This window comes from Pseudophaeobacter flagellatus (genome assembly GCF_021228235.1).
GTDB lineage: Bacteria > Pseudomonadota > Alphaproteobacteria > Rhodobacterales > Rhodobacteraceae > Pseudophaeobacter > Pseudophaeobacter flagellatus.
This window is the reverse complement of record NZ_JAJQRG010000011.1, coordinates 32715-57731: the sequence shown is the minus strand read 5'-3', so window position 1 is coordinate 57731 and position 25017 is coordinate 32715. Positions and strand designations below refer to the sequence as shown.

General features: G+C 59.5%; 15 protein-coding genes. 14 read left to right on the top strand and 1 reads right to left on the bottom strand.

Annotated elements, in window-relative coordinates; translation table 11 throughout:
• Position 1: 1 nt before the first annotated feature.
• The 14 genes from tssF (at position 2) to LRK71_RS17615 (ending at position 22775) form a co-directional block, all read left to right on the top strand.
• Entirely contained in the window at positions 2 to 1879 is a 1878-nt protein-coding gene (tssF, locus tag LRK71_RS17685; RefSeq protein WP_232405294.1) for a type VI secretion system baseplate subunit TssF, read from the top strand.
• Positions 1843 to 2880 carry a type VI secretion system baseplate subunit TssG gene (tssG, locus tag LRK71_RS17680; RefSeq protein WP_232405293.1) on the top strand — a complete coding sequence of 346 codons (1038 nt, stop codon included), beginning with the start codon at positions 1843 to 1845 and terminating at the stop codon, positions 2878 to 2880. Before tssF ends, tssG begins: the two co-directional genes overlap by 37 nt.
• Before the next feature lie 25 nt (positions 2881 to 2905).
• Complete coding sequence (gene tssH, locus LRK71_RS17675; protein WP_232405292.1) at positions 2906 to 5629, top strand: type VI secretion system ATPase TssH; 2724 nt, start codon at positions 2906 to 2908, stop codon at positions 5627 to 5629.
• 83 nt (positions 5630 to 5712) lie between these two features.
• Positions 5713 to 6570: an ion transporter gene (locus LRK71_RS17670; protein ID WP_232405291.1), complete on the top strand. Its 858-nt coding sequence runs from the start codon at positions 5713 to 5715 to the stop codon at positions 6568 to 6570.
• Positions 6560 to 10318, top strand: coding sequence for a type VI secretion system contractile sheath small subunit (gene tssB, locus LRK71_RS20595; protein ID WP_408636021.1), 3759 nt, complete (start codon positions 6560 to 6562; stop codon positions 10316 to 10318). Before LRK71_RS17670 ends, tssB begins: the two co-directional genes overlap by 11 nt.
• Positions 10319 to 10414: 96 nt before the next feature.
• A complete protein-coding gene (locus tag LRK71_RS17655; protein ID WP_232405290.1) occupies positions 10415 to 12526 on the top strand; it encodes a type VI secretion system Vgr family protein in 2112 nt (703 codons plus the stop codon).
• A gap of 10 nt (positions 12527 to 12536) precedes the next feature.
• Positions 12537 to 13160 carry a DUF6931 family protein gene (locus tag LRK71_RS17650; protein ID WP_232405289.1) on the top strand — a complete coding sequence of 208 codons (624 nt, stop codon included), beginning with the start codon at positions 12537 to 12539 and terminating at the stop codon, positions 13158 to 13160.
• Between the two features lies 1 nt (position 13161).
• Positions 13162 to 13461, top strand: coding sequence for a PAAR domain-containing protein (locus tag LRK71_RS17645; RefSeq protein ID WP_232405288.1), 300 nt, complete (start codon positions 13162 to 13164; stop codon positions 13459 to 13461).
• An 8-nt stretch (positions 13462 to 13469) separates the two neighbouring features.
• Positions 13470 to 14915 (top strand): type VI secretion system-associated FHA domain protein TagH, encoded by a 1446-nt coding sequence (gene tagH, locus LRK71_RS17640; protein WP_232405287.1) that lies wholly within the window; start codon positions 13470 to 13472, stop codon positions 14913 to 14915.
• A 39-nt stretch (positions 14916 to 14954) separates the two neighbouring features.
• The gene (gene tssK, locus LRK71_RS17635; protein WP_232405286.1) at positions 14955 to 16295 is read left to right on the top strand and encodes a type VI secretion system baseplate subunit TssK; all 1341 of its coding nucleotides are present in this window, start codon (positions 14955 to 14957) and stop codon (positions 16293 to 16295) included.
• Between the two features lie 69 nt (positions 16296 to 16364).
• Complete coding sequence (gene tssL, locus LRK71_RS17630; protein ID WP_232405285.1) at positions 16365 to 17792, top strand: type VI secretion system protein TssL, long form; 1428 nt, start codon at positions 16365 to 16367, stop codon at positions 17790 to 17792.
• Positions 17789 to 21361 carry a type VI secretion system membrane subunit TssM gene (gene tssM, locus LRK71_RS17625; RefSeq protein ID WP_232405284.1) on the top strand — a complete coding sequence of 1191 codons (3573 nt, stop codon included), beginning with the start codon at positions 17789 to 17791 and terminating at the stop codon, positions 21359 to 21361. The genes tssL and tssM overlap by 4 nt, the downstream gene beginning before the upstream one ends.
• A complete protein-coding gene (gene tagF, locus LRK71_RS17620) occupies positions 21361 to 22056 on the top strand; it encodes a type VI secretion system-associated protein TagF (RefSeq protein ID WP_269751794.1) in 696 nt (231 codons plus the stop codon). Before tssM ends, tagF begins: the two co-directional genes overlap by 1 nt.
• Positions 22053 to 22775: a PP2C family protein-serine/threonine phosphatase gene (locus LRK71_RS17615; RefSeq protein ID WP_232405282.1), complete on the top strand. Its 723-nt coding sequence runs from the start codon at positions 22053 to 22055 to the stop codon at positions 22773 to 22775. The genes tagF and LRK71_RS17615 overlap by 4 nt, the downstream gene beginning before the upstream one ends.
• 75 nt (positions 22776 to 22850) lie before the next feature.
• Here LRK71_RS17615 and LRK71_RS17610 read toward each other — a convergent pair whose 3' ends face one another.
• Positions 22851 to 24998 carry a serine/threonine protein kinase gene (locus LRK71_RS17610; protein WP_232405281.1) on the bottom strand — a complete coding sequence of 716 codons (2148 nt, stop codon included), beginning with the start codon at positions 24996 to 24998 and terminating at the stop codon, positions 22851 to 22853.
• Positions 24999 to 25017 lie beyond the last annotated feature (19 nt).

Genomic DNA, 25017 nt, shown 5'->3' with positions numbered 1-25017 from the left:
CATGGATACCCGCCTGCTGGGCCATTATGAGAACGAGCTGAACTATCTGCGCGATATGGGCGCAGAATTTGCAGCTGCCTACCCCAAGATCGCCTCGCGCTTGGGGATGGAGGGGGTCGAGGTTCTGGACCCCTATGTTGAACGGCTGCTGGAAGGCGTTGCCTTTTTGTCGGCGCGCGTCCAGCTAGAGCTGGAGCTGCAATATCCCAATTTCACCTCGAACCTTCTGGAAATCATCTATCCGCATTATCTGGCACCAACCCCGTCGATGATGATTGCGCGGCTTGACCCGGACCCCAGCAATTCGGCGGTCAAAAGCGGCTATCTGATGCCGCGTGGCTCGGTGCTGCGCTCGCGCCTGCAAGACGGCGCGCAGACCGCTTGCGAATTTCGCACCGCTGCCGATCTGACGCTTTGGCCGGTAGAAATTACAGAGGCGCAGTATATCGACGGGCGTGGTGATCTGGTGGCCGCCGGGGTGGCCGCCGGCTATGAGGCCCGCGCCGGGATCCGGCTGCGCCTGAAACGCAGCGACGGAGAACCGCTGCGCGACCTCGATATGGATCGCTTGCAGATCTATCTGGGCAATGCTGCCGGCAACAGTTGGCCATTGCTGGAACTCTTGTGCACCCAAGTGCAGGGCATCGTGGCGCGCTCGACCGATCGGCGGGCAGACTGGCAGCTTCCCCTGCCTGACGGGGCGGTGGTGCAAAAGGGCTTTTCCCGCGATGAGGCGCTGTTGCCGGTGCCCGCGCGGGTGTTTGATGGTTACCGCCTGCTGCAGGAATTCTTTGCCATGCCCGAGAGGTTTCGCTTTGTTGAACTGCAGGGGCTGCGCCCGGCGCTGCAACAAAGCACCGGGGCAGAGGTGGATCTTTACATTCCGCTGCGCGAAGGGCTGCGCGAAGCGGCACCTGTGGTCCTGCCCGAGGTATTTCAGATCAATTGTATCCCGGCGGTGAACCTGTTTGAAAAGCGCTGCGATCGGGTGCGGCTGACCACACGCGACACCGAACATCAGGTTATTCCCAACCGCACGGCGGGGCTTGATTTTGAAATCTACGCGCTGAAAAAGGTGATCGGGATCAGCGGCGAAGGCGCCGACGATATCGAGTTCCGGCCGTTTTATTCATCCGATGATTTCACGGCTGCCGGCGAAACCCACCCGGCCTATTACACTCTGAAACGGCGCATGCGGGAACGATCCGAAAAGGAACGGCTGCGCGGGGTGCGTTCGTCTTATCTCGGCTCTGAGGTCTACCTGACGCTGGTGGATCGTTCGCAGGCGCCCTATGGGCCGGATCTGGAACAGTTGGCGGTACAGGCGATCTGTACCAATCGCGATTTGCCACTGCTTTTGGCGGCCGGCAATGAGGGTCTGTTTCATCTGCCCGAAGGTGGCCCGGTCAAGCAGATCACGCTGCCGATTTCACCAACGCGGCCGCATCCGTCGCTGGGGCAGGGGGATACCGCCTGGCGGCTGATTTCACATCTGAGCCTGAATTATGTGTCGATTGCCGACAGCGGGCGCGGCCAGGCCGCCGAAGCCCTGCGCGAACTGGTTGGCCTATATGCGCCGCTGGGAAACCGGGTCACCGAAAAGCAGCTAGAGGGTATTGTCTCGGTTTCAAGCCGCCCCATCGTGCGCCGGATGAGCGATGAAATCCTGTCAACGGCGGTGCGTGGGATGGAAATATCCATCGGTTTTGACGAGAGCTTTTTTGAAGGCAGCAATATCTATGCGCTGGGGGCGGTGCTGGAACGGTTCTTCCATGGCTACGCCAGCATCAACACATTCACCGAAACCGTACTGACAACTGAAAAACGAGGGGAAATCGCCAGATGGCGACCACAAAAGGGCCTGGGCCGAATGATCTGAGCCACTTTGACCGGCTGGCCAAAGCCCCTGAGGAACACCATGTTTTTCAGGCCCTGAGGGTATTGGAAGCGCATTACCGGGACTCTCCTCGCCTGGGCGAGAGCCGCCGCCCGCGCCAGGATCCGTTGCGCCTGGGGCAAGAGGCAGAACTGGCCTTTCCGCCCTCAACCATTGCCAGTTTCACCCCCGCCACCAAGGACGGTCCAGCCCGGTTGACCAATCGGTTCTTTGGGCTGTTTGGCCCGCAGGGGCCACTGCCACTGCATATGACTGAATATGCCCGCGATCGCTACCGCAACCATCGGGACCCAACGCTGGTGGGCTTTGCCGATATGCTGACGCATCGGATGATGTCGCTGCTCTATCGGGCCTGGGCCGAGGGCGCTCCGGCGGTCAGTTTTGATCGCGACGAAGATCCGCTGGCGGACCGGGTGGCGGCGCTGGCGGGTTATCACGGTACGGGGCTGCGCAACCGAGATGAGATGCCGGACCTGTCCAAGCTGCATTTCACCGGAATCATGGCGCAGGGTACCAAGACGCCTGCAGGGCTGGTGGCGCTGCTGTCGGATTTCTTTCAGGTGCCGGTGCATCTGGAAGAATTTGTCGGTAGCTGGCTAGAGCTGGAACCGGATGACCGCTGGCAGATGGGGCGCGGGCAGGGGGGCTTGGGGCAGAACACCAGCCTTGGCGAGAGGGTCTGGAGCCGGTCTGCCAAGTTTCGCCTGCGTATCGGCCCGCTTAGCCTGCAGGATTATGAACGCCTATTGCCGGGCGGTGCGGCATTGGCGCGTTTGCGGGCGATTGTGCGCAATTACCTGGGGGATTTTCTGGATTGGGATGTGAACCTGGTGCTTGCCGGCGATGCGGTGCCGCGCGCCAGTCTTGGCGGCACAACCCGGCTGGGTCATACCAGCTGGATTCGCAGCCGCCCGGACCCAGAGGCGGACCAGGCGGATGTGAGCGATTTGTATTTGTACCCCGGTCTACACGCCGGAACGTAAGAGTGCCTATAGGGAGTGAAGTGACATGACCGAGATCAGCCGTGTGGCGCTATTTGGGAAGCTCAATAAACTGGGCTATCAGGCGGTAGAGGGAGCAACCGTATTCTGCAAGATGCGCGGCAATCCCTATGTGGAACTGGTGCATTGGATGCATCAGCTCTTGGCCCAGCCGGATAGCGATCTGCATCGAATTATCGCACATTACGATCTCGATACTGGTAAAATCTCCAGCGAAATGACCCGCGCGCTGGACATGTTGCCGCGCGGTGCCTCGGCGATTTCGGATCTGAGCGATCATTTGATGGATGCGATGGAACGCGGCTGGGTCTGGGGCTCGTTGCTGTTTTCCGCCAGCCAGGTGCGCAGTGGCTATCTGCTGTTGGGGATGCTGAAGACACCCGCGTTGCGCAATATTCTCACCTCGATTTCGCCAGAACTGGCGCGGATTGGCGCCGATGATCTGGCCGATAACTTTGCTGCAGCCACCGATGGCTCCCCCGAGGCTGGGATGTCGGCCCAGGATGGCAGCAAGGTCACCGGTGGCGGGGCCGAACCCGGCGAGACCTCTGCCGCTATGGCCCCCGGTGCCATGGGCAAGGGAGAGGCGCTGGCGCAGTTTTGCACTGATCTGACGGAACAGGCCCGCGCGGGCGAGATCGACCCGATTGTGGGGCGCGATGAAGAGATCCGCCAGATCGTCGATATCCTGATGCGGCGACGCCAGAACAACCCCATCCTTACTGGAGAGGCCGGGGTGGGTAAGACGGCAGTGGTCGAAGGTTTTGCCCTGCGGATTGCGCGCGGAGATGTGCCACCGGCCTTGCAGAATGTGCGGCTCTTGGTGCTGGATATCGGGCTGTTGCAGGCTGGGGCTTCGATGAAGGGGGAATTCGAAAACCGGCTGCGTCAGGTGATTGATGAAGTTCAGGCCAGTCCGGAGCCTATCGTGATGTTTGTCGATGAAACCCATACGCTGGTGGGGGCCGGCGGCGCGGCAGGCACTGGCGATGCGGCCAACCTGCTGAAACCGGCCCTGGCCCGTGGCACCCTGCGTACTATCGGTGCAACCACTTGGGCGGAATACAAGAAATATATTGAGAAAGACCCGGCTCTGACTCGCCGCTTTCAGGTGGTAAAAATCGACGAACCCTCGGTGCCAAAGGCGATACTGATGATGCGGGGCATTGCTTCGATGCTGGAAGGGCACCACCGGGTGCAGATTCTGGACGAGGGTATTGAGGCTGCCGTCAGCCTGTCGGCCCGCTATATTCCGGCGCGGCAACTGCCGGATAAATCGGTAAGTCTGCTGGATACTGCCTGTGCCCGCGTTGCCGTCAGCCAACACGCGGTTCCAGCAGAGGTTGACGACAGTCAGCGCCGGATCGAGGCCCTGACCACCGAGCTGGAGATCATCAGCCGCGATGAAACCGCCGGCTATGAGGTGGCAGAGCGACGCCTGGCCGTAGCGGATGCAAAGGCCCGCGAGGAAGAGCGCCTCGCCGCTCTGACCATCCGTTGGGACAATGAAAAAGCGGTGGTCCAGGAGATCCTCGACCTGCGCGCCAAGCTTCGAGAGGGGGCCGCGCCCGTGGATGATGCCGCAGATGCTGGGGAAGAGGCGGCCGAGGGCACATCGAATAGCCCGCTAACCGAGGAAGAGCGCGCCGCCCTGATGCAGCAGCTCAAGGGTAAGAATAGCGAATTGGAAGTGCTGCAGGGTGATTCCGCCCTGATCTTGCCGATTGTCGACCAGCAGGCGATTGCCAGCGTGGTGGGCGACTGGACTGGCATCCCGGTTGGCCGCATGGTCAAGGATGAAATCGACACCATCCTGCACCTCGAAGAACATCTTGCTAAGCGGGTGATCGGTCAGGATCACGCGATGCAGATGATCGCCAAACGGATCCAGACCAGTCGCGCCGGGCTGGACAATCCCAACAAACCCATCGGGGTTTTTCTACTCGCCGGGACCTCGGGCGTTGGCAAGACCGAAACGGCCCTGGCCCTGGCCGAGGTTCTCTATGGGGGGGAACAGAATGTCATCACCATCAATATGTCAGAATACCAAGAGGCCCATACCGTTAGCAGTCTGAAGGGCGCACCGCCCGGATATGTCGGCTATGGCGAAGGCGGCGTACTGACCGAGGCGGTGCGGCGCAAGCCCTATTCCGTGGTGCTGCTGGATGAGGTCGAAAAGGCCCACCCGGATGTGCATGAGATCTTTTTTCAGGTCTTTGACAAGGGCGTGATGGAGGATGGCGAAGGGCGGGTGATTGATTTCAAGAATACTCTGATCTTGCTTACCTCTAACGCGGGATCAGACATGATTATGGATATGTGTTCTGATCCAGACCTGATGCCCGCCCCGGAAGGCATCGCCAAGGCGCTACGCGATCCGCTGCTGAAGATCTTTCCGGCGGCGCTTTTGGGGCGTCTGGTGACCATTCCCTATTATCCGCTTACCCCAGATATGATTGGCGAGATCACCAAACTGCAACTGGGGCGCATCAAGAAACGGGTGGAAGAGGCCCACGGTGTGCCGTTTTCCTACACCGATGCGGTTGTCGACAAGATCGTCGCCCAGTGCCAGGAGCTGGAAAGCGGTGGTCGGATGATCGACACGATTGTGACCAATTCCATGCTGCCGGATATTTCCAACGAATTCCTGCGCCGCCTGATGGTGGGAGAGCAGGTCTCGACGGTGGCCATCGATGTGAACGAGGGGGCATTTTCATACAATTTTGACTGAGCCCCAGGCACAGCCCCGCAGCAGTGAAGAAGCCTGCAAGCCGCATCGCCTTATTGTGATCCGCCAACCAAATGGAGTCCTTCGTGCATCAGAGCGCCGACACCCAACTGACCCTACAGGATCGGGCCCGCATCTTTGTGGAACGCCCGGTCGTGACCAATGCCATTCTGGGGATCATCATCTTTAATGCGGTGACCCTTGGGCTTGGGACTTCTCATGTGGTGAACAGTCATATCGGTGGGTTGCTCGGCGTGATCGATAGCATGGTGCTTACCATTTTTGTGGCCGAGCTGGCGCTTAAACTGTTTGCCTATCGGCTCAAATTCTTTGCCTCGGCCTGGAATATCTTTGATCTCTTGGTGGTCAGCGTTGGCCTGTTGCCCGACAAACAGGGGCTGTCGGCCCTGCGTGGGCTGCGGGTCATCCGGGCGCTGCGGCTTTTGTCGGTGATCCCGCAGATGCGAAAGGTGGTGCAGGCGCTGCTTGATGCGTTGCCGGGCATGGGCGCGGTGATCGTGATGATCTCGATTGTCTTTTATGTCTTTGGGGTGATGGCAACGCTGATGTATGGCGCGGCCTTTGATGTCTGGTTTGGCACCCTTGGGCGGTCGCTTTATTCGCTGTTCCAGATCATGACGTTGGAGAGCTGGTCGATGGGCATCGTCCGCCCGGTGATGGAGGTTTACCCCATGGCCTGGTCCTTCTTTGTGCCTTTTATCGTGATCACTGCTTTCTCGGTGCTGAATCTCTTTATCGGTCTCTTGGTCAATACCATGCAGACCGCAGTGGAGGCCGAGGCCGAGGCCGAATTTGAACAGCTGCGCGAATTGGTGCGTCAGGAAACCGATGTGGTTGATGCCCATGTGATGGAGCTGCACGCCGAGCTGAAGGCCCTACGTCGTGAAGTCGCTGAGCTGAAAGGAGGCGACAATGGCGGATAGTTCACAGAAATTTATTGCCCGCAACCGGGCGCCACGGGTGCAGATCGAATATGATGTCGAACTATATGGCGCTGAAAAGAAGGTGCAGCTGCCCTTTGTTATGGGCGTGATGAGCGACCTTCTGGGTAAAAGTACCACATCGCAGCCTAGCGTCGAGGACCGCAAGTTTCTCGAGATTGATGTTGATAGTTTTGACAACCGGATGAAGGCCCTGGCACCACGGGCGGCCTTTCGGGTACCCAATACGCTGACCGGCGAGGGCAATCTGGACATAGATCTTACCTTTGAAAGTATGAGCGATTTTACTCCCGGTGCAATTGCTTCAAAGGTGGACGCCCTGCGCCCGCTACTAGAGGCACGGCAACAGTTGCGGACCTTGATGGCCTATATGGATGGCAAAGCCGGTGCCGAGGGTCTGATTGAACATATCCTGCAGGACCCGGCCCTGCTTTCGGCTCTGGCGGCTGGCGACAGCGCGGGCGCGACTGATCAGGACAATGCCTTGAACAGCCTGCGTGGGTTTGCGCAGCCCAAGGCGGCAGAGGACCAAAGCGCGGAGGTGCTTGCCGCATTGCGCAACATTGAACCGGCAGAGGTGTCGGCTGCTGCTGACAGTTCTGATGTGCTGCGGGATCTGGCCAGAGCGACAATCAGCGAACCGGAGCAAAGCACCCCGGCACATGCGGCCATACTGGATGATCTGGCGGCCTCTGCCCCATCCGATCCACAAGCGACGGAGGGCGAGGTCGATGAGGTCTTGCAAGATCTCGGCGCGCTTGGCGCTGAGGATGCTGCGGGGGGGGATACAAGCGAAGATAGCCTGGCGCAGGCGCTGGACAGTCTGGATGCGCCTGTGGAGCAAGACGGAGAGCCAACCGAGGATATCCTGAAAGAGCTTGCGGCGCAGGAACGCCCAGCAGAGGGTGGCGCAGGTGACCCGGCAGAAGAGGATCTTTCGCAGCTCTTGGGGGATCTGGTCACGCATGCCCCGGCAGAGGTTGCAGAAGCGACCCCTGAGCTGGGCGATATTCTTGAGAGTTTGAGTGACAAGGAAGCAGAGCAAGAAACCGGACCAGAGGTTGCTGACATTCTGTCCGATGTTGCAAGTCTGACGCCCGAGGCGGATTTTTCTGCCTCCGAAGACGCGGCGCTTGCCGACATTCTGGGGGATCTCGATCTGCAGGACCACGCGGGCGCTGCGGCAGATAACAACCCGGACCTGGGAGAACTGCTTGCAGATCTTGCGGAGACCCCGGTTGAAACAGACACCTCGGATGCGGCTGATTTGGACGATATATTGTCCGGGTTAGAGCCTGTTGTAGAAGAGAACGTCGAGGTCGAGGATCCGGATGCCGTGCTCTCGGGCCTTGTCGCTAAAGCCGAGGCGACCCCGCTGGTTAATGCCCCAAGCGAGGACGAGTTATCGGAGCTGCTTGCCGATCTGGATGCGCCATCTGATCCTGCGACAGCGGAAAACGCGGATCTCGACCTCGATGGCCTGTTGGGCGACCTTGTGGAGACCACTGCCGAAACGGATACCGCGCATGCGGCTGATTTGGGCGACATATTGTCCGGGTTAGAGCCTGATGCAGAAGAAAACGTCGAGGTCGAGGATCCGGACGCCGTGCTCTCGGGCCTTGCCACTGAGACCGAGGCGACCTCGCTGGTTAATGCCCCAAGCGAGGACGAGCTATCGGAGCTGCTTGCCGATCTTGATGCGCCATCTGATCCAGCGATAGCGGACAGCGCGGAGCCTGGCCTCGACGATCTGTTGGGCGACATTGCGGAAGGCCCCGGCGCGCCAGAGGCTGCAACGCTGGCGGCGGATTTATCGGATCTGGATGATCTGCTTGGGGATCTGGAGGCAGAGCCTGCGATGGCAGTGCCAGAACAGGATGCAAAACCGGTCATAAGCGAGCCGGAATTTGCCTATGGCACGATCACTGCGCAGCGTCCGTCATCGCAGCAGTTGCAGCGCAAACGCTTTCGTATCGCCCTGTTCGGGGATTTTTCGGGCCGTGCTGCGCGCGGGCAGGTAGAGACCGGTCCCGCCCTAGCGGCCCGCCCGCCCATTGTTCTGGATCCGGATACCCTGGAAGAGGTGATAAAGCGGTTTGCTTGCGAGCTGGTCCTGCCGCTTGGGGCGGAGGGTGCGGGGCAAGAGGCTATCTTGGTCAAACTCTCGGAGTTTGACGATCTGCACCCGGATGAATTGTTTGAAAACGTGGCCCTGTTTTCAGAGCTGGTCAGTCTGCGCAAGCAGTTGCAATCGGGGGTTACCGTTGACCATGCCAGCCGCAGTCTGGCCGATTGGGCCAAACGCTTTGGCACGCCCGTTCGGGTGCCTAGGCGCGCGTCTGGCGGGCAGGCGGTACCGGCCGATCGACGGCTGAGCGCCTTTCAGCAGCTGATTGGGGATCAGGGCAACAGTCTGCGGGAGGCTTCGGCGATTGATGCGCTTTTGGCGCGGATCGTCGGGCCGCATATTCGCGCCCTGCCCAACCCGGATGTCGCGGCGATGCAGCAGGCCGTGGATGCGGCCCTGTCGGATGCGATGCGTCTGGTGCTGCACCACCCTGAATTTCAATCGGTTGAGGCCCAGTGGCGCTCGTTGGATCTGATCGCCCGCTCGGTCGAGGTGGACGATACGCTGGAAGTCGTGCTTTACGATGTTTCCGCCGAGGAGCTGGCCGCAGATCTGGCGACGGCGGATGATCTTTCGCAAAGCGGCCTGACCCGTTTGCTAACCGAAGGGCCGCTGGATCCTGAAACCGGGCGCGGCGGCTATTCGGCGTTGATTGGGCTCTATGGGTTTGAAGAAACCCCGCCCCATGCCGAGCTGCTGGGCCGCATCGCGCGGGTGGCAGCGCATGTGGATGCGCCCTTTTTCACCAGCCTATCGCCGGGGTTCTTGACGATGGCCAAGCAGGACCGTGCGCCGTTGGTGGCCCGGGCCTGGGACACGTTGCAACAGATGCCAGAGGCCGGACATCTGGGCCTAGTCAGCCCGCGGTTTCTGCTGCGCCGCCCCTATGGTGCCAAGAGCGATCCGCTGGACAGTTTTGCCTTCGAAGAGTTTACACAGAGCGAAGGGCTGCGCGGTATGCTCTGGGGTAATCCGGTTGTACTGGTGACAATCCTGTTGGCGCGCTCTTTTAAGGAAAATGGCGCGGCGATGCAGCTGGGTTCGATCATGTCGTTGGGGGGTATGCCCTATCATACGGTGACAGATCGCTTTGGCGATCAGGTGGCGTTGCCCTGTACCGAACGCAATATTGATCTGGACAAAATCGCCATGGCCAACGACCGGGGCGTTATGGCGCTCAGCGCGGTCAAGGGCCGCGATGAGTTGCGCCTGACCTCGTTTTTCTCTGTTGCCGGGTCAGAGATTCTTGGCCCCTGGAGCGGGGTTCCGGCACCAGCACCGTCGCCTGCCGACCCGCGTGAAAAGACCGGTCCGGCAGCGCAGGAACCGCAGCCAGATAGCGCGTCAGAGACGGGGCCAGAACCAGCCCCGGCCCCAACAGATGCCGCCGCAGATCCGGGGTTAGATGATTTGGGACTGGATGATCTGGATCTTGAGGGCACCGCCAGCACGGCCGCCTCGGTTGGCGGCGACAGCGATCTGGATGATCTGGATGCGCTCTTGGCTGGTTTTGACGCCGAAAGCGGGGCTGCAGGGGATGGTGATACGGCTGACAGTGGCGAAATGGACGCCGAATTGGCGGCGCTGCTGGCGGATTTATGATGCGGAATTTCAGAATGACAGGGGCGCATTTTCGCCCAGATTTAGGCCCGGCCCCCGATGTGGGCAGCCCAGTCCCGAATGGGAAAAGGAGGAGCCATGGTTGAGAGCAAAGCACATGACAGTGACATGGTCTGGATGTCCGGCAGCTATTCCGTTCGGGATCTGATGCTGAAACGTGCCATCGTGCGCGAAGGATTGAGCAGGCTGACCGAAACAACGGTAGAATTCCAATCCAAGAACAAGGCGGTCAAGCTGGAAGACATCGTGGGCCAGACGATGAACCTGCATGTCCAGACCGATGCAGGCACTGATCAGAAGTTCTCGGGTCTCTGTGTCTCGGTTGAAAATATGGGCTTCCGCGATGGATATGGGCTCTATGTTGCCGAGGTGCGCCCCTGGTTCTGGTTGCTGACCCGCACCAGCGACAGTCGTGTGTTCCAAGAGCTGTCGGCGGTGGATATCATTCTGCAGATCTTTAGCGAAAACGGCTTTAGCGATTATCGCAACCGGCTGAGCGAAAGCTATGCGCCGCGCGAATACTGCCTGCAATACCGCGAAAGCGATTATGATTTCATCTGCCGCTTGATGGAGGAAGAAGGGATCTATTTCTACTTCGACAGCACCAGCGATAAAAACGCGGCAGAGAGCCTGGTGCTCTGTGATGGGATGAGTGGTCATTCGCCGGTGAATGGCGAGCCAAAGGTGAAATTTTATGCGCGCGATGACCGGGATCGGCGCCGCGAAGATCATATCTCGGAATGGGCCCAGGAAGAGGTGCTGACAGGCGGCAAGGTGACGTTGACGGATTTTGATTTTCTGTCGCCAGCGGCAGACTTGCAGGTCAAGAATGCCATTCCCAAAGGCAGTCACAGTCATAAGGATTTTGAGCGCTACGACTATCAGGGCCGCTATCGCAAGGACACTGCACTTGGCGATAAACGGGCGCGGGTGCAGATGGAAGCGGAAGCCATTCGTCACAAACGCTGGCGCGGTGCCGGCAGTCTGCGTACCCTGGGAACCGGCTATACCTTTCAGTTGGAAAATCATCCGGACAAGCCGGCAAATGGTGAATATCTGGTGGTGGATGCGACCCATTATTTGCAGGTGGCGGGTGACTACAACGAACGGGAAAAACGCACCACTGCCGCCGCCGAAGAGGGCGAGATGCGCCGCGATATCAAGCCGCGCAATATGGACTTCCCCGAAGAGGTCAAGGGTGATGCCTATGCCTGCACCTTTGGCGCCATCGAAAAACACGAACAGTTTCGCGCACCGCTGACCACCCCCTGGCCCCAGGTGCCGGGCCTGCAGACCGCAACGGTTGTGGGCCCCAGCGGCGAGGAAATTCTGACGGATAAACATGGCCGCATCAAGATCGAGTTCCACTGGGACCGCGAGGGCAAGACAGATGAGACCTCTTCTTGTTTTGTGCGGGTGGTCACCCCCTGGTCGGGCAAAAACTGGGGCATGGTTGCGGTGCCGCGCATCGGCCAGGAAGTGGTGGTGCAGTTTGAGGACGGCAACCCGGATCGCCCGATCTGCACCGGTATGCTTTATAATGCCGATACCATGCCGCCCTATACCTACCCCGATGATCAGACACAGCTGGGGATAAAGACCAACTCCTCCAAGGGGGGGGGCGGTTATAATGAGCTGATGTTTGACGACAAGAAGGACGAAGAGCTGATGCGGGTGCAGGCGCAAAAAGATCATCAGATGTTGATCAAGGACCGCTCTGCTGTCACCATCGGACTGGATGCTCCGGACCCCGAAGTCAGCGCTGCGGATGAAAAAAGCTATGCGCTGACCGTGAAACAGCACATGGATGAGGTGGTCAAAACGGGCAACCGAACCGAGGTGGTCGAAACCGGCGACAAGGCGGAAACCATCCAGACTGGTAATATGACGCTGGATGTAGATACCGGCAATCTGACCGAAACCATCGCCAAGGGGAACCACGAAGAAACGGTCAGCCTTGGCAATCTGACGGTGGATGTCACGGCGGGCAAGGTCAAGATGACTGCGGGCCAGGAAATCCTGCTGCAGGTTGGGCCCTCTTCGGTGAAAATTGATAACTCTGGGGTGACCATCAAGGGGCCCATGATCAAGGTCGAAGGCAGCGCCATGGTTGAGGCCAAGGCGCCAATGACAACCGTCAAGGGCGATGCGATGCTGACCCTCAAGGGCGGCCTGACGATGATCAACTAGGGTGGGGAATATGTCGGAAAATTTTGAAAATCTGGTCAAGCTTCCGCCTGATCCCGTGGCCAAACTGCTGTCGCATGCCAATGTCTTGTTAAAGACCCCGCTGCAGGCCCCGCCCACGGCCCCGGCGGCGATGGTGCTGCAAGAACTCTATCAAAAGGAGGCGCTGGTGGATTTGCTGCGTTTGCTGGGTGTCTTGCTGCCGCCGCGTGAACGGGTCTGGTGGGCCTGTCTGGCAGCGCGGGATTACATCGGGCCGCGTTCGGATAAGGATCCGGCTTCGCTTAGCTGTTCAGAGGCCTGGGTGCGGGACCCCAGCGAAGAAAACCGCGATGCGGCGCGGCTGACGCTGGATCATGCCTATGTCGATGATGACACGGTGAACTGCGCCCTTGCGGTACTCTATGCGCCGGGCACGCTGGGGCCGGGGGATTTGAACCAATATCCCGCGCCCGCGGGCGCGTCAGAAGCAGCCTCCTTTGCCATGAATATGGTAGCATTGAGCCAATTGTCTGATAAGTTTGAAGAACACGGCCGTGTTTTGGTCGCACGCGGGCTGGATATTGCGCGCGGTGGTAATGGGCAGGGCGGCGCCAAGACGGGGGCTGCTGGTTCGGGTAACGAGAAGGAGATCTAAGATGGGAATGCCCCAGGCCCGCGTATTGGATCTGCATGCCTGCATGTTGCCTTCGGTGCCGCCACCGCCGGTTCTGCCAGTGCCAACCCCCATTCTGCCGCCCTGTGCGGTGACGGTTCTCGTCGGGAAACTGCCAGCCGCGCGTTTGGGGGATATGTGCACCGCCGCCCCGCCGCATCCCATTGTCAAAGGGTCTACCACTGTTTTGATTTGCGGCATGCCAGCGGCGCGTATCACTGATAATGCGGCTTGTGGCGGTCTGATCGTCAAGGGCGAATTCACCGTTCTGGTTGGAGGGTAGCTGGATCAATGGCGGTGACACTCAAGTTCCAGAATTCAGGCGCAATGCCGGGGGATGCGGCACCTGTTTCTATGTTAGGGCCCAGCCTGACCATCGGGCGGGGGGCCAGCAATGATCTGGTTCTGCCGGACCCGGATCAGCTGCTGTCACGCAATCACTGCGCCATTGAGGATCACAACGGCAATGTTGTGGTGGTTGATCTTAGCGCCAATGGCACCTTTCTGAACTATTCGAAAATTCCACTGGGGCGCACGCCAACGCCGCTTAATACGGGCGATGTCTTGTGCATAGGCAATTACGAACTGCTGGTGGATATTCACAGCGCCTCGGCGATGGATAGCATTCCCGATCCGCTTGCCGAGGCACCAGCCTCGCATGGGGTGGCCAGCAATGCACCGGATCCCCTGGCCTTGCTGGACGATGCCGGGCCTGCCGGGGACTTCCTGGATGATCTGCTGGGCGATTCCAACCCGACCGGGCCATCGCAGTTGAACCCGGTTGACCCGATTGATGATCTTCTTCCCCCGCTGGGAGAAGAGGAAGACCCGTTCTTTCAAACCCCAAAAGATGGGCGCGAAGGCACCGGGGCAAGCCTGCCGAGCCATTCGCCCTCGGCGGCGGATAGTTTTGCTGCGCCAAGCGCCCAGTCTTCGACAATTCCGGATGATTGGGATGATGATTTCCTCTCTGGTATTGGCCCCGCCGATACGCCGGAAACCGCGCCAGTCCCACCAACGCCAACCGCACCCCCGGCAGCGGCTTCGCCCGCAACCCCTGTGCCCGAGGCTACGCCAGCGGCCCCACCGGATGTTGTCGGCCCAACGCCCGCATCGCTGCCATCCGCAGTCAGCGAACCGGCGCAACCAGCGACCTCTGACGTGGTGCCTGCCTTCCTACGTGGTCTTGGCGTGGCAGAGGATGCCCTGGGGGACGAAGACCCGGTCAAGGCGCTGGGGCGCATGGGGCGGGTGCTGCAAACCCTGGTGACTGGCCTGCGCGAAATTTTGATGACCCGGACTTCGATCAAATCAGAGTTCCGCATCGAACAGACGATGATTTCGGCCGGGGGTAATAATCCACTGAAGTTCTCGATCACGCCGGATCAGGCGATTGAGGCGATGCTGAAACCCGCGACCAAAGGCTATCTTAGCCCGGAAACCGCCGTCGAAGAGGCGCTGAAGGACATCAAGGCGCATGAGGTCGCCATGGTGACCGGCATGGAGGCGGCGTTGAAAGGCGTCTTAACCCGGCTTGACCCGAAGGCATTGGAGGCGCAGATCGAAGACAAAGGCGGTCTTAGCGGGCTGCTGCGCGGTAAGAAGGCGCGCTATTGGGATGTCTATGAGCGTCTGTTTTCCGAAATCTCGGATCAGGCCGAAAATGATTTTCACGACTTGTTCAGCCGCGAATTTGCGCGGGCCTACAAGGCGCAATTGGACAAATTGAAAGACTGACCCGCGCAGCGTTGCGTGGGCAAACAAGGGGAGAACCAGGTGTCCTGGGACAGCAAGGTGCTTTGGACTGAGGGGCTGTTTTTGCAGCCGCATCATTTCCAGCAATCAGATCGCTATACCGAAGGCTTGGTGACGGGCCTGGCCCGCCGTTTAGGTCCCTATGCCTGGGGGGTGAACGGGCTGGAAATTGACCATGAGGCGCTGAAGATTGGCCAGTTTGCGTTAAAATCCTGCGAGGGGTTGACCCAGGATGGCTGCATCTTTCGCGTGCCGATGGCCGATCCGCATCCCCCCGCGCTGGAGGTGCCAAGTACAATCAAGGACTGTGTGGTCTATCTGACGGTGCCGCAACGCCGCCAGGGTGCGGTCGAGGTCGACCTAAGCGGCGCCGAACGCTCTGCCAGCCGGTTGCGCCCCGCCAACCAGGAGGTCACCGATGTCACCAGCACCGAGCGCAAGCCGGTGGCGTTGGATGTGGGCAAGATGCGGTTGCAGTTTGCCCTTGGAGTGGATGACCTGGCTGACCTTCTGGCGATCCCAGTGGCCCGGATCATCGAGGTGCGATCTGATAAGGAAATCGTTCTGGATCAGGCCTTTATTCCCTCTTGCCTGGATGCGCGGGCGGCCTCTGTGCTGCAGGATTTCTTGCGCGAACTCGAAGGGCTCTTGGCGCATCGGATGGAGGCGCTGTCGGGGCGGTTGGCCGAGGCGGGATCTGCCCGAGGGGTGGCGGATGTTTCTGATTTCATGTTGCTTTCGGTGGTGAATCGCATGTTGCCGATGGTGCGGCATCTGCGCCAGATTGAAAACCTGCATCCCGAACGGCTTTATATGCTGTGTGCGGGTCTCGCCGGAGAGCTGTCCGGCTTTATGGCGGCGGATAAACAGGTCCCAGAGCTGCCCGCTTATACCCATGATGATCTGATGGGATGTTTTGCCCCGCTGATCCGGGTGCTGCGGCAATATCTCAGCTCGGTTCTGGAACAGACGGCCATCGCCATCAAACTGGAAGAGCGCAAATATGGCATTTCGGTGGGGGTGATTGCCGATCGCAAGCTCTTGGGAAATGCAGGTTTTGTGCTGGCGGTGAGTGCCGATCTGCCCGCCGAAGATGTGCGGCGGCATTTTGCTGGTCAGGCCAAGATCGGCCCGGTGGAAGAAATCCGCCAGCTGGTCAATTCGGCGTTGCCGGGGATCACGTTGCGGCCGCTTCCGGTTGCACCGCGCCAAATCCCCTATCATTCCGGAGTGGTCTATTTCGAGATGGATAGTGAAAGCCCGTATTGGAGCAAGATGACCACCTCGGGCGGGGTAGCGGTGCATGTCTCGGGGCAATATCCGGGGTTGAAGATGGAGCTTTGGGCCATTCGCAACGGCTAAAGGCCTAGCGTGTTTGATCTGCCTGCAGTGGCGGATGGTTTTGGTGGATTGGTGATTGGGGTATAGATCATGGGCGATTTTGACGATCCCTTTGCGGAACCGGGGGACACCGACAAGACGGTGATCCGCCCTAATCCCGGTGGTCGCCGCTCTGCGTCGCCGCAGCCCATAACGCCGCAGCCTGACGCGGCCCCGGCTGCAGGTGCCGCGTCTGACGCGGCCATTGGTGTGCCTCAGGCTGCGACCCCGGCGGCTCAGGCCTCTCCGATGGGTCAATCCGGTGCCGGAACACCAGCCCAGATGGCGCTGACGGGGATGAATCCCCTGGCGGCCTGTGCCTCGGCGCTGTTTGCCCTGATCAGCCGTATCCGCAATCGCGCCCAGCATATGGACCCGGACGGGCTGCGCAAAAACGTGGTTGCCGAGGTGCGCGCTTTTGAAAACCGGGCCCTGCAGGCTGGGATCGCGGCGCAGACTGTAAAGGTCGCCCGCTATGCGCTTTGTGCGACCCTGGATGATGTGGTGCTCAACACGCCCTGGGGCGGACAATCCAGCTGGGGGTTACAATCCATGGTGGGCACCTTTCATCGCGAAACTGTTGGCGGTGACCGGTTCTACGATCTGCTGGCCCGGCTGGAAAAAGAACCCGGCGCCAATATCGATATGCTGGAGTTCCTATACATGTGCATGTCGCTTGGCTTTGAGGGACGGTTGCGGATTGAGCAGGGCGGCGCAGAAAAACACTTGCAAATTCGGGCTGCTCTGGCGCGGATCCTGCGCAATCAGCGTGGGCCGATAGAACGCGATTTGTCGCCCCATTGGGAAGGGGTGATCAAGCCCTTCAAAGTGTTGTCTGCCTGGCGCCTTGTCTGGATCGCGCTGGGGGTGACTGCGGCCCTGCTGCTGGCGCAGTTTCTGGGGCTAAGCTGGGCTCTGTCCAACAAGACCGAAAATGTGGTCGGAAAGTTGACCATTGTTGATGCCGGGCCGCCTGCACAACTGGAACGTCGTGCCCCACCGCCCCCCCCGCCGCCGCCGATACAGACACTGGAGGAACAGGTGGCAAAAGTGGCCGATTTCCTGGGGCCTGAAATTGATGAGGGCATCGTTTCGGTCTTTCAAAAGGGCAATACCCTGATCATTCGGCTTGCGGGGTCGGGGATGTTTGGATCCGGCTCGGATCAGCTGAGCGATGGCTTCCAGACCTCAGTAACGCGGGTGGCCGAGGCATTGAACGACGAAAAGGGCCGGGTCATCGTCGCGGGGCATTCGGATAATATCCCGATCCGATCGTCGCGGTTTCCGTCCAATATGGCGCTGTCGCTGGCGCGGGCCAAATCGGTGATGAAGGGCATGTCGCGGGTGCTGGACGATCCTGGCAGACTATCCGCCGAGGGGCGGGCCGAAAAAGAGCCGATTGCCGATAATGGCACCCGCGAGGGCCGCGCCAAAAATCGCCGTATTGAAATCTTGCTGGTGCAGGAGGTCGACCAATGATCCGCCGTTATCTTCTGCCGTTGTTGCGCTCGCTTTATTCAGCGCTTGTCTTGTTGGCCATCGTTCTGTCGGCCTGTGTCTGGTTTTTTGCCCCCTATCTTGGCAGTGTCGATTGGCGCCCCTTTGACAGTATTCAGGCGCGGGTAATTGCTATTTCTGTCATCTGGGTGGTGGTGCTGATGATCATCACCTTGGTGTTCTGGCTGCGGCGGCGGCGGGATCGCAAGATGGCCGATGACATGGTCGAAGCGGTTGAAACTGTGGATGACGATGACGTCATGCTGGAAGAACTGGGCGAGCTGCGGAGCAAGTTCAAACAGGCGATGACAGCGCTGCGTAAATCCAAGAATGGCCGCAGGCATCTGAATGTGCTGCCTTGGTATGTGATGATTGGTCCACCAGGGGCGGGGAAGACCACGGCGATTGTCAACTCTGGTCTGCAGTTCCCGCTGGCGGATAAGCTGGGAAAAGCCGCCATTGGCGGCGTTGGCGGCACGCGAAACTGCGATTGGTGGTTCACCAATGAGGCGGTTCTGATCGACACCGCCGGGCGCTACACCACCCAGGAAAGCGATGCCGAAGCGGATAACGCGGCCTGGCTGGGCTTTTTGGGCCTGTTGAAAAAATACCGAAAACGCCAGCCGATAAACGGGGCGCTGGTGGCGATTTCTCTGTCGGATCTGTCCCTGCAGGATGAGGTCACGCAGCAAGCGCATGCTCAGGCGGTGCGCCGTCGTCTGTCAGAGCTGCGCGAGCGGCTTGGCGTGCGCTTTCCGGTCTATGTGCTTTTCACCAAGGCGGATCTGATCGCGGGGTTCCAGGAATATTTTGACAGTCTTGGCAAGGAAGAGCGCGAACAGGTTTGGGGCTTTACCCTGCCGTTGGGCAAAACCAAAAAAGACCCGGCTGCGATTGAACATTTTGACGCGGAATTTGCCGCGCTTCTGGGGCAGATGAACGCGCAGCTGCTAGAAAAAATGCAGACCGAGACGGACCACCAGCGCCGCGCCCTGGTGGCGGGGTTTCCCGGCCAGGTGGCTGCCATGCGCAGCGTTGCCAAGGCTTTCCTCAACGAGGTGTTTCAGGACAATCGCTATGAACAGCGTCAGATGCTGCGCGGCATTTACTTCACCTCGGGCACCCAGGAAGGCACCCCGATCGACCGCCTGATGCTGGGTATGGCGCAGACCTTTGGCATTGGCCGTCAGGCGATTGGCACTGGTCAGGGGGTGGGGCGCTCTTACTTTTTGACCCGCCTGTTCGAAGGCGTGCTGTTCCCTGAGGCCGGCCTGGTTTCTGCCGATGACAAGGTCGAACGGCGCTATCGCTGGACCCGACGGCTGGCCATCGCCGCGACGATCCTGGTGGCGGCCGCCATGGGCGGGCTCTGGGTGAATTCCTATCTGAAAAATGCCGACTTCATTGGCCAGGCCGAACAGCAGGTAAGTGCCTATCAAGAGGCGGCCGGCACGCTGCCCCCCAGCCCGGTTGGTGATACCGATCTGGTGCCAGTGGCTGCAGCTCTGAACCTGCTGCGGGATATGCCGGGCAATCCCGTGCTCTCTGATCCAGAGCCGGACCGCGCCATGACCTACGGCCTATATCAAGGTGAGGTCATTGGCACCCAGACTGCCCAGACCTATCGCGCAGCGCTCAACCAGCGCTTTCTCCCGCGGCTGCTGGTCCGGCTGGAAGAACAGATTGCAGGCAATGTGAACAACCCGGATGTGCTTTATGAGGCGCTGAAGATTTATCTGATGCTTGGGCTTCAGGGACCGATGAACCCGGATCTGATCAAGGAATGGATGCGGCTGGACTGGGAGCTGGTCGCCTACCCGGGCGCTGCGCGCACTGAACTACGCAGTGATTTGATGGATCACCTTTCTGCCCTGCTGTCGCAGCCAATGGAAGAGATCGGGCTGAATGGCCCGCTGGTTGAACAGGTGCAAAACATCCTGTCGGAAATGCCGCTGGCGCAGCGGGTCTATAATGGGATCATCAATTCCAATCAGGCCACCAGCCTGCCGAAATGGCGACTGACAGAGATCGGCGGACCTTCGGTCAAACGGGCGTTGGTGCGCAGTTCAGGCAAGCCCCTGAACGATGGGGTCGAGGGTATTTTTACCTATGAGGGCTTTAACAACATCTTCTTGCCAGAGGCGGTAAGTGTTTCAGAACGGGTGCAGAATGAAGCCTGGGTGCTGGGGCAACGGGCAGGCGAAGGCCAAAGCGAAGCCGCGCTTCTTGCGCTAAGCCGGGATGTGCTGGATCTTTATTACAATGACTATATCAGCCGTTATGATCAGATCCTGGGCGATGTGGATATCGTACCGCTGGAATCCCTGAGCCATGCGGTCGAGGTGACCAATGTGCTGTCCGGCCCAACCTCGCCGATCATGAATATCCTGACGGAGATCAGCCGCGAAACCCGGCTGGCGGAAGATCGCTCTACGCTGGATTCGGAGGCCTTGAACGAAGGCGTATCGCAAGTGGTCGGGATCGAAACCCGCTCTGGCCTTTCCATTCAGGGGCAAATCCTGCTGGAGGCCCTGGTCAGTTCGGCGGCGAATGCGCCGGGTGAGACGGCAAAACCGCCGGGGGCCTATGTGCAAGAGCGGTTCCAATGGCTGCATGATCTGGTGGCTCGCCCAGAGGGGCAGCCCTCGCGGCTGGATGATCTGATGGGCTCACTACAACTGGTCTATCAAGAGCTGAACAAAATGTCGTTCAGCGGTGTCACCTCGGGGGAAAGTGGGCAGGCGTTGTTACAGTTCCAGCAGGTGGCCTCGCGGATTGATGGCCCGATTCAACGTTGGGCGACGCAGGTTTCGACCGGTTCCTCGGGGATTACCTCGGAAGGGACGCGGGCCTCTATCAATGCGCGCTGGCAATCTGCGGTGTTGCCGTTTTGCCAAAAGGCGCTGGACAACCGATACCCGTTTAATCGGCGCGCGCGGGCGGATGTGGCCATGGTGGATTTTGCCAAGCTGTTTGCGCCGGGTGGTTTGATCGATGGGTTTTTTGATGAAAACCTACTGAAATACGTTGATACTCGCAGCCGCCCCTGGACCTGGAAGCGGGTGAATGATGTCGATCTGGGCATCAGCCAGGCGGTGTTGCAGCAGATGCAATATGCCGCTGAAATCCGCGATGCCTTCTTCAATAGCAGTGCCAATCCGGCGGTGCAGTTTCAGATCACGCCCAAGGCGTTGGACCCCAAGGCAAAAGAGGTCCTGCTGGAGATTGATGGCTCCAAGATTGCCTATAATCACCGCATGGGCCAGCCCACCCCGGTTGCGGTCAACTGGCCTGGATCGGTGGGTCTGGCTCGCATTACCCTGCTGCCGCAACGGCGAGGCAATGAAAACACCCTGTCCCGCGATGGACCCTGGGCCTGGTTTCGCCTGCTGGATGCGGCCGAAGTGCGGCGCACCAATGTCAGCGATCGGCGGCGGGTGAATTTCCGTGTCGGTGGCCGTCTGGCCCTGTTTGAGTTGCAGTCGGGATCTGTTGTGAACCCCTTTGCTTTGCCTGCCATGGCCAAATTCAGCTGCCCGAAGTCGATGTAATGGGGCATGTTTTTGGAGCCTTTGGCAAGATGCCCGCAGTTGGAGATTTCTTTCGTAGCAACGTGCCGCCTGGCTTTGTGCGGGTCTGGGATGCCTGGCTGCAACAGGTGCTGCTTACGGCGCAGACGCAGTATGGCGACCAGTTTGATCCGCACTATATGTCGGCCCCCTTGTGGCGTTTTACCCTGGCGGCGGGGGCGGCAGGGCCGAGCAAGGTCATGGGCGTTTTGATGCCCTCGGTGGATCGGGTGGGGCGCCGCTTTCCCTTGACCCTGGTGGTGCCGCTTGACGGGTCTGCTGCTCCGGCGCAGGATCATTTTCAGGCCTCTACCCTGTTTGAGCAGATGGAAAATATTGCGCTTTCCACGCTTGAAAAGGATATATCCAAATCCGGGCTGGAGACCGATCTGGCGGCGTTGTCCCTGGCAGATATGCTGCGCCCCGCGCCGATGCAGCAGGCGGGGAAGACCCTTGTTTTTCGCGGTACGGATGACAGTTGCGGCAGGGATCCGCAGCTCGATGCCCAGCTGGCCGGTGTTTTGCTGGCGGAAAAATCCCCTGCAGGCTGCCTGTGGAGCACCCATCTGGCAAGCGGACCGCGCCTGCTGGTCACGGAGGATCTCCCGCTGGGGCAAGCGGCGCTTGGCCTGTTTGATCTTGGTGCCCCCATCTGGCAGGAGGCTTCGCCACTATGACAGAGAACTTGACATATCGCTATGTGGCGCAGACCCATGTCGGGTTGAAGCGCCGGGTAAATGAGGATGCGATCCTAGCCCTGCCAGAGCATGATATCTGGCTGGTGTCAGATGGTATGGGCGGCCATCAGGCGGGTGATTTTGCCAGTGCGCTGATCGTGGATGCCGTGGCCACCCTGGCGCAGGGACTGGATCCCGCTGCCAAAATGCACGGGCTGCGCGACAGGATACAGGGCGCCCATCGCGCGATCCAGGCCGAGGCAGAGTTGCGCGGCGGGGCCACCATCGGCGCAACGGTTGTGGCGTTGATCCTGGCCAATGGGCATTTTGTTGGCATCTGGGCTGGTGACAGCCGTCTCTACCGCCTGCGTGACGGCGAGATCGCCCTGCTGACCCAGGATCATTCGGCGGTGGCTGAATATGTAAAGGCCGGCAAGATGAGCTGGGATGAAGCAGAGCAACACCCGCAGTCCAACGCAATCACCCGTGCAGTTGGCGTCGGTGATGGGCTGGATCTGGATAAGGTCCGCGGAACCATTGCGTCGGGGGATCGCTTTTTGCTCTGCTCGGATGGGCTGACCAAATATGCCAGCTTTGCAATGTTGCAAGACGTCCTGTCCACCGCGCCGCTTGAAACTGTTGGCGACCGGCTGTTGCAGATCGCCCTGAACGGCGGCGGTGCGGATAATATCTCGCATATCGTTGTGGATGTGATCTAAGGCGGTCTGCCTTTCCCCTGCTTTTGGTTAAAGGCGGGAGGCTTTAGGCGGATGGGCGAGACAGCAGAGTGGAACCTAGGGCAGGGCGGTTTCCAATATTCTGGAATCCAGTGACAGGATCAGCCCTTCGTCCTTAATGCTGTTCTCTTTCAGGGATTCGGCAAAGCCTACCGCGCTTTCAGAAGTGGGTCTCAGACCAGCAAAGAGCGGTTCTGTCGAGTGCAGCATTAATATCCGGCTTTTGCCCAGAGTGCTGTCATCGACCCGAAAGGCCAGGCCGCCGTTTTCTGCAGAATCTGCCAGACTATAGGCCACCCGCACGGGCACTGGCCCGGCAGCACCCGCGCGCAGATTGGCAATCGCATTGTCCTGACGTGAAATATTGGGCAGCAAATGAAAGACATTCCCGGATACATCCAAAATAGAGACGGTCAGATAGCCGCTGGTCATCGTGGCTGGAATCACCACATCAATCACCGGGTTTTCCCCGACAAAGAAGCGACCCGAAGGGTTGGGGCTGCCGTCGCCTCCGACCTGAAAGGCAACTTCTAAATCGCCCGTTGGGGCCTTGGGCAGGGCTGTTTCCACCACGCAAAGCGCGGGATTCAACACCTCGGTGTCCAGGGCAATTTCGCGGGTGCCGGCAATTTTGCGCAGGTTGTCAAATAGCTGCACGCGGGTCGCTGGTTCGGCAAGTGTGCCAGTGATTTTGACTGTGTCATCAGGGGCAAAACCTCCTCCAGAGGTTCCGCCTGTAACCCGGAGCGGGCCGCAGTCTTCAAAGCCGCCGACCAGCCCACGCACCTGGGCGATGGGGAGAACCGGTAGCCGGTAGGTGATTTCTGCCCGCCCGGTCATGCCGCCGGGCAACCCCTCTTTGAACAGGGCATTGAGCCGCGCTGCCAGCTCTGGGTCGGTGGTAACACCGCTGAGTTTTGCTTGATTGTTGCTAACCGCAAGACGCCAGTTCTGTAGTTCCATCATGGGCGAGACCATTGCCAGGATGTCGTCGCCCCAAGTGTCGGAAATATCCCCCTGTGCGAGGGTCAGATCAGCCTGTTCAACCAAGGCGGCCAGGGCATCACTGCTGTCCTGCGAGGGCATGTTGCCAATGGCACGAGTTTGCCCGGATTCTGGTTTTTCGACAATAAGCGTGAAGGGATCCGCCTGCGGATAATTTGGCCCCAAGACGCTGTCCAAAGCACCGCTGAAATAGGCGCCAAGGGCTGCAACTACCAGCACAAGGCCCGCCAGCCCAGCTAGGAGCGGCGTCTTGCTACGGTTGGTCTCGGTCGGGGTTGGCTTGGTGTCGTGCCTTTCCGCCGGGTTTGGGGCAACCGACGGGACAATGATCGTGGCCTCCTCTTGCAGAGGGGCTGTCTCGGGCGTTTGCGGGTCGTCCAGGCTGTCCAGAAAGGATAATACCTCGGCTGCGCTGCCCAGGCGGGTGTCTGGATTGGGGTCGCACATCCGCTGTATAAGCCGTTGAAATGGCTCGGGCAGCCCCTCTGTATTCAGTGCTTTCTGTTTGTTTTCAACCACCTCCATAGGATTGGAACCCAGCGAAGGGGCGGCACCGCGAAAATTGGCCAAGAGCAAAGCGCCAAGCGCGTAGACATCGGCCCGCGCATCGGTCTGCCCCGCCATCTGTTCTGGTGCGGCGTAAGAGTATTTCCCTGCAAATTCATTGCCAACAATGGTTTCCGCGCCGGGCTTTGTATCTTTGGCGATGCCAAAATCAATGATAACCGCCTGCGCCGGATCGCCATCGCGCAGGATGATATTGTCCGGGCTGAGATCGCGATGCACGATATTACGGGCATGGGCTGCCTTTAGGCCTTCGGCAACACGGCGGCAAATTATCAAAAGATCTGCGGCCTCCATTGGTCCCTGTTTCAGCTTTTTGTCCAAGCCAGGACCATCGACATAATCCATCAACAGATAGATATGGCCGTCGGGGGTGCGGTGGTTCTCGGAATAGCGCACCACGGCGTCGTGCCGAATTTCGCGGATGTTTTCCTCGCGGGCCATCAAGACGGTAAAGTCTTCGTTGCCGGAAAGCTCATGCTTGAGCACCTTGATGGCGACGAGGTTGCCGGAAATTTCCGAGCGCGCCTTATAGACGTCAGAGGTGCCGCCCCGGCCTAGCAGCATTTCAATGCGATAGGTATTGTTCAGCAAGTCGCCGGGCTGGAACATATCACTTGGCCGAGAGCTCATCATGCGCCTTGGCCCTTATCTG

What these genes read in the sequence shown, in the direction of transcription:
- tssF (WP_232405294.1), top strand. Translation starts at nt 2, where the DNA reads ATGGATACCCGCCTGCTGGGCCATTATGAGAACGAGCTGAACTATCTG.
- tssG (WP_232405293.1), top strand. Translation starts at nt 1,843, where the DNA reads ATGGCGACCACAAAAGGGCCTGGGCCGAATGATCTGAGCCACTTTGAC.
- tssH (WP_232405292.1), top strand. Translation starts at nt 2,906, where the DNA reads ATGACCGAGATCAGCCGTGTGGCGCTATTTGGGAAGCTCAATAAACTG.
- tssB (WP_408636021.1), top strand. Translation starts at nt 6,560, where the DNA reads ATGGCGGATAGTTCACAGAAATTTATTGCCCGCAACCGGGCGCCACGG.
- LRK71_RS17655 (WP_232405290.1), top strand. Translation starts at nt 10,415, where the DNA reads ATGGTTGAGAGCAAAGCACATGACAGTGACATGGTCTGGATGTCCGGC.
- LRK71_RS17650 (WP_232405289.1), top strand. Translation starts at nt 12,537, where the DNA reads ATGTCGGAAAATTTTGAAAATCTGGTCAAGCTTCCGCCTGATCCCGTG.
- LRK71_RS17645 (WP_232405288.1), top strand. Translation starts at nt 13,162, where the DNA reads ATGGGAATGCCCCAGGCCCGCGTATTGGATCTGCATGCCTGCATGTTG.
- tagH (WP_232405287.1), top strand. Translation starts at nt 13,470, where the DNA reads ATGGCGGTGACACTCAAGTTCCAGAATTCAGGCGCAATGCCGGGGGAT.
- tssL (WP_232405285.1), top strand. Translation starts at nt 16,365, where the DNA reads ATGGGCGATTTTGACGATCCCTTTGCGGAACCGGGGGACACCGACAAG.
- tssM (WP_232405284.1), top strand. Translation starts at nt 17,789, where the DNA reads ATGATCCGCCGTTATCTTCTGCCGTTGTTGCGCTCGCTTTATTCAGCG.
- tagF (WP_269751794.1), top strand. Translation starts at nt 21,361, where the DNA reads ATGGGGCATGTTTTTGGAGCCTTTGGCAAGATGCCCGCAGTTGGAGAT.
- LRK71_RS17615 (WP_232405282.1), top strand. Translation starts at nt 22,053, where the DNA reads ATGACAGAGAACTTGACATATCGCTATGTGGCGCAGACCCATGTCGGG.
- LRK71_RS17610 (WP_232405281.1), bottom strand. Translation starts at nt 24,998, where the DNA reads ATGATGAGCTCTCGGCCAAGTGATATGTTCCAGCCCGGCGACTTGCTG.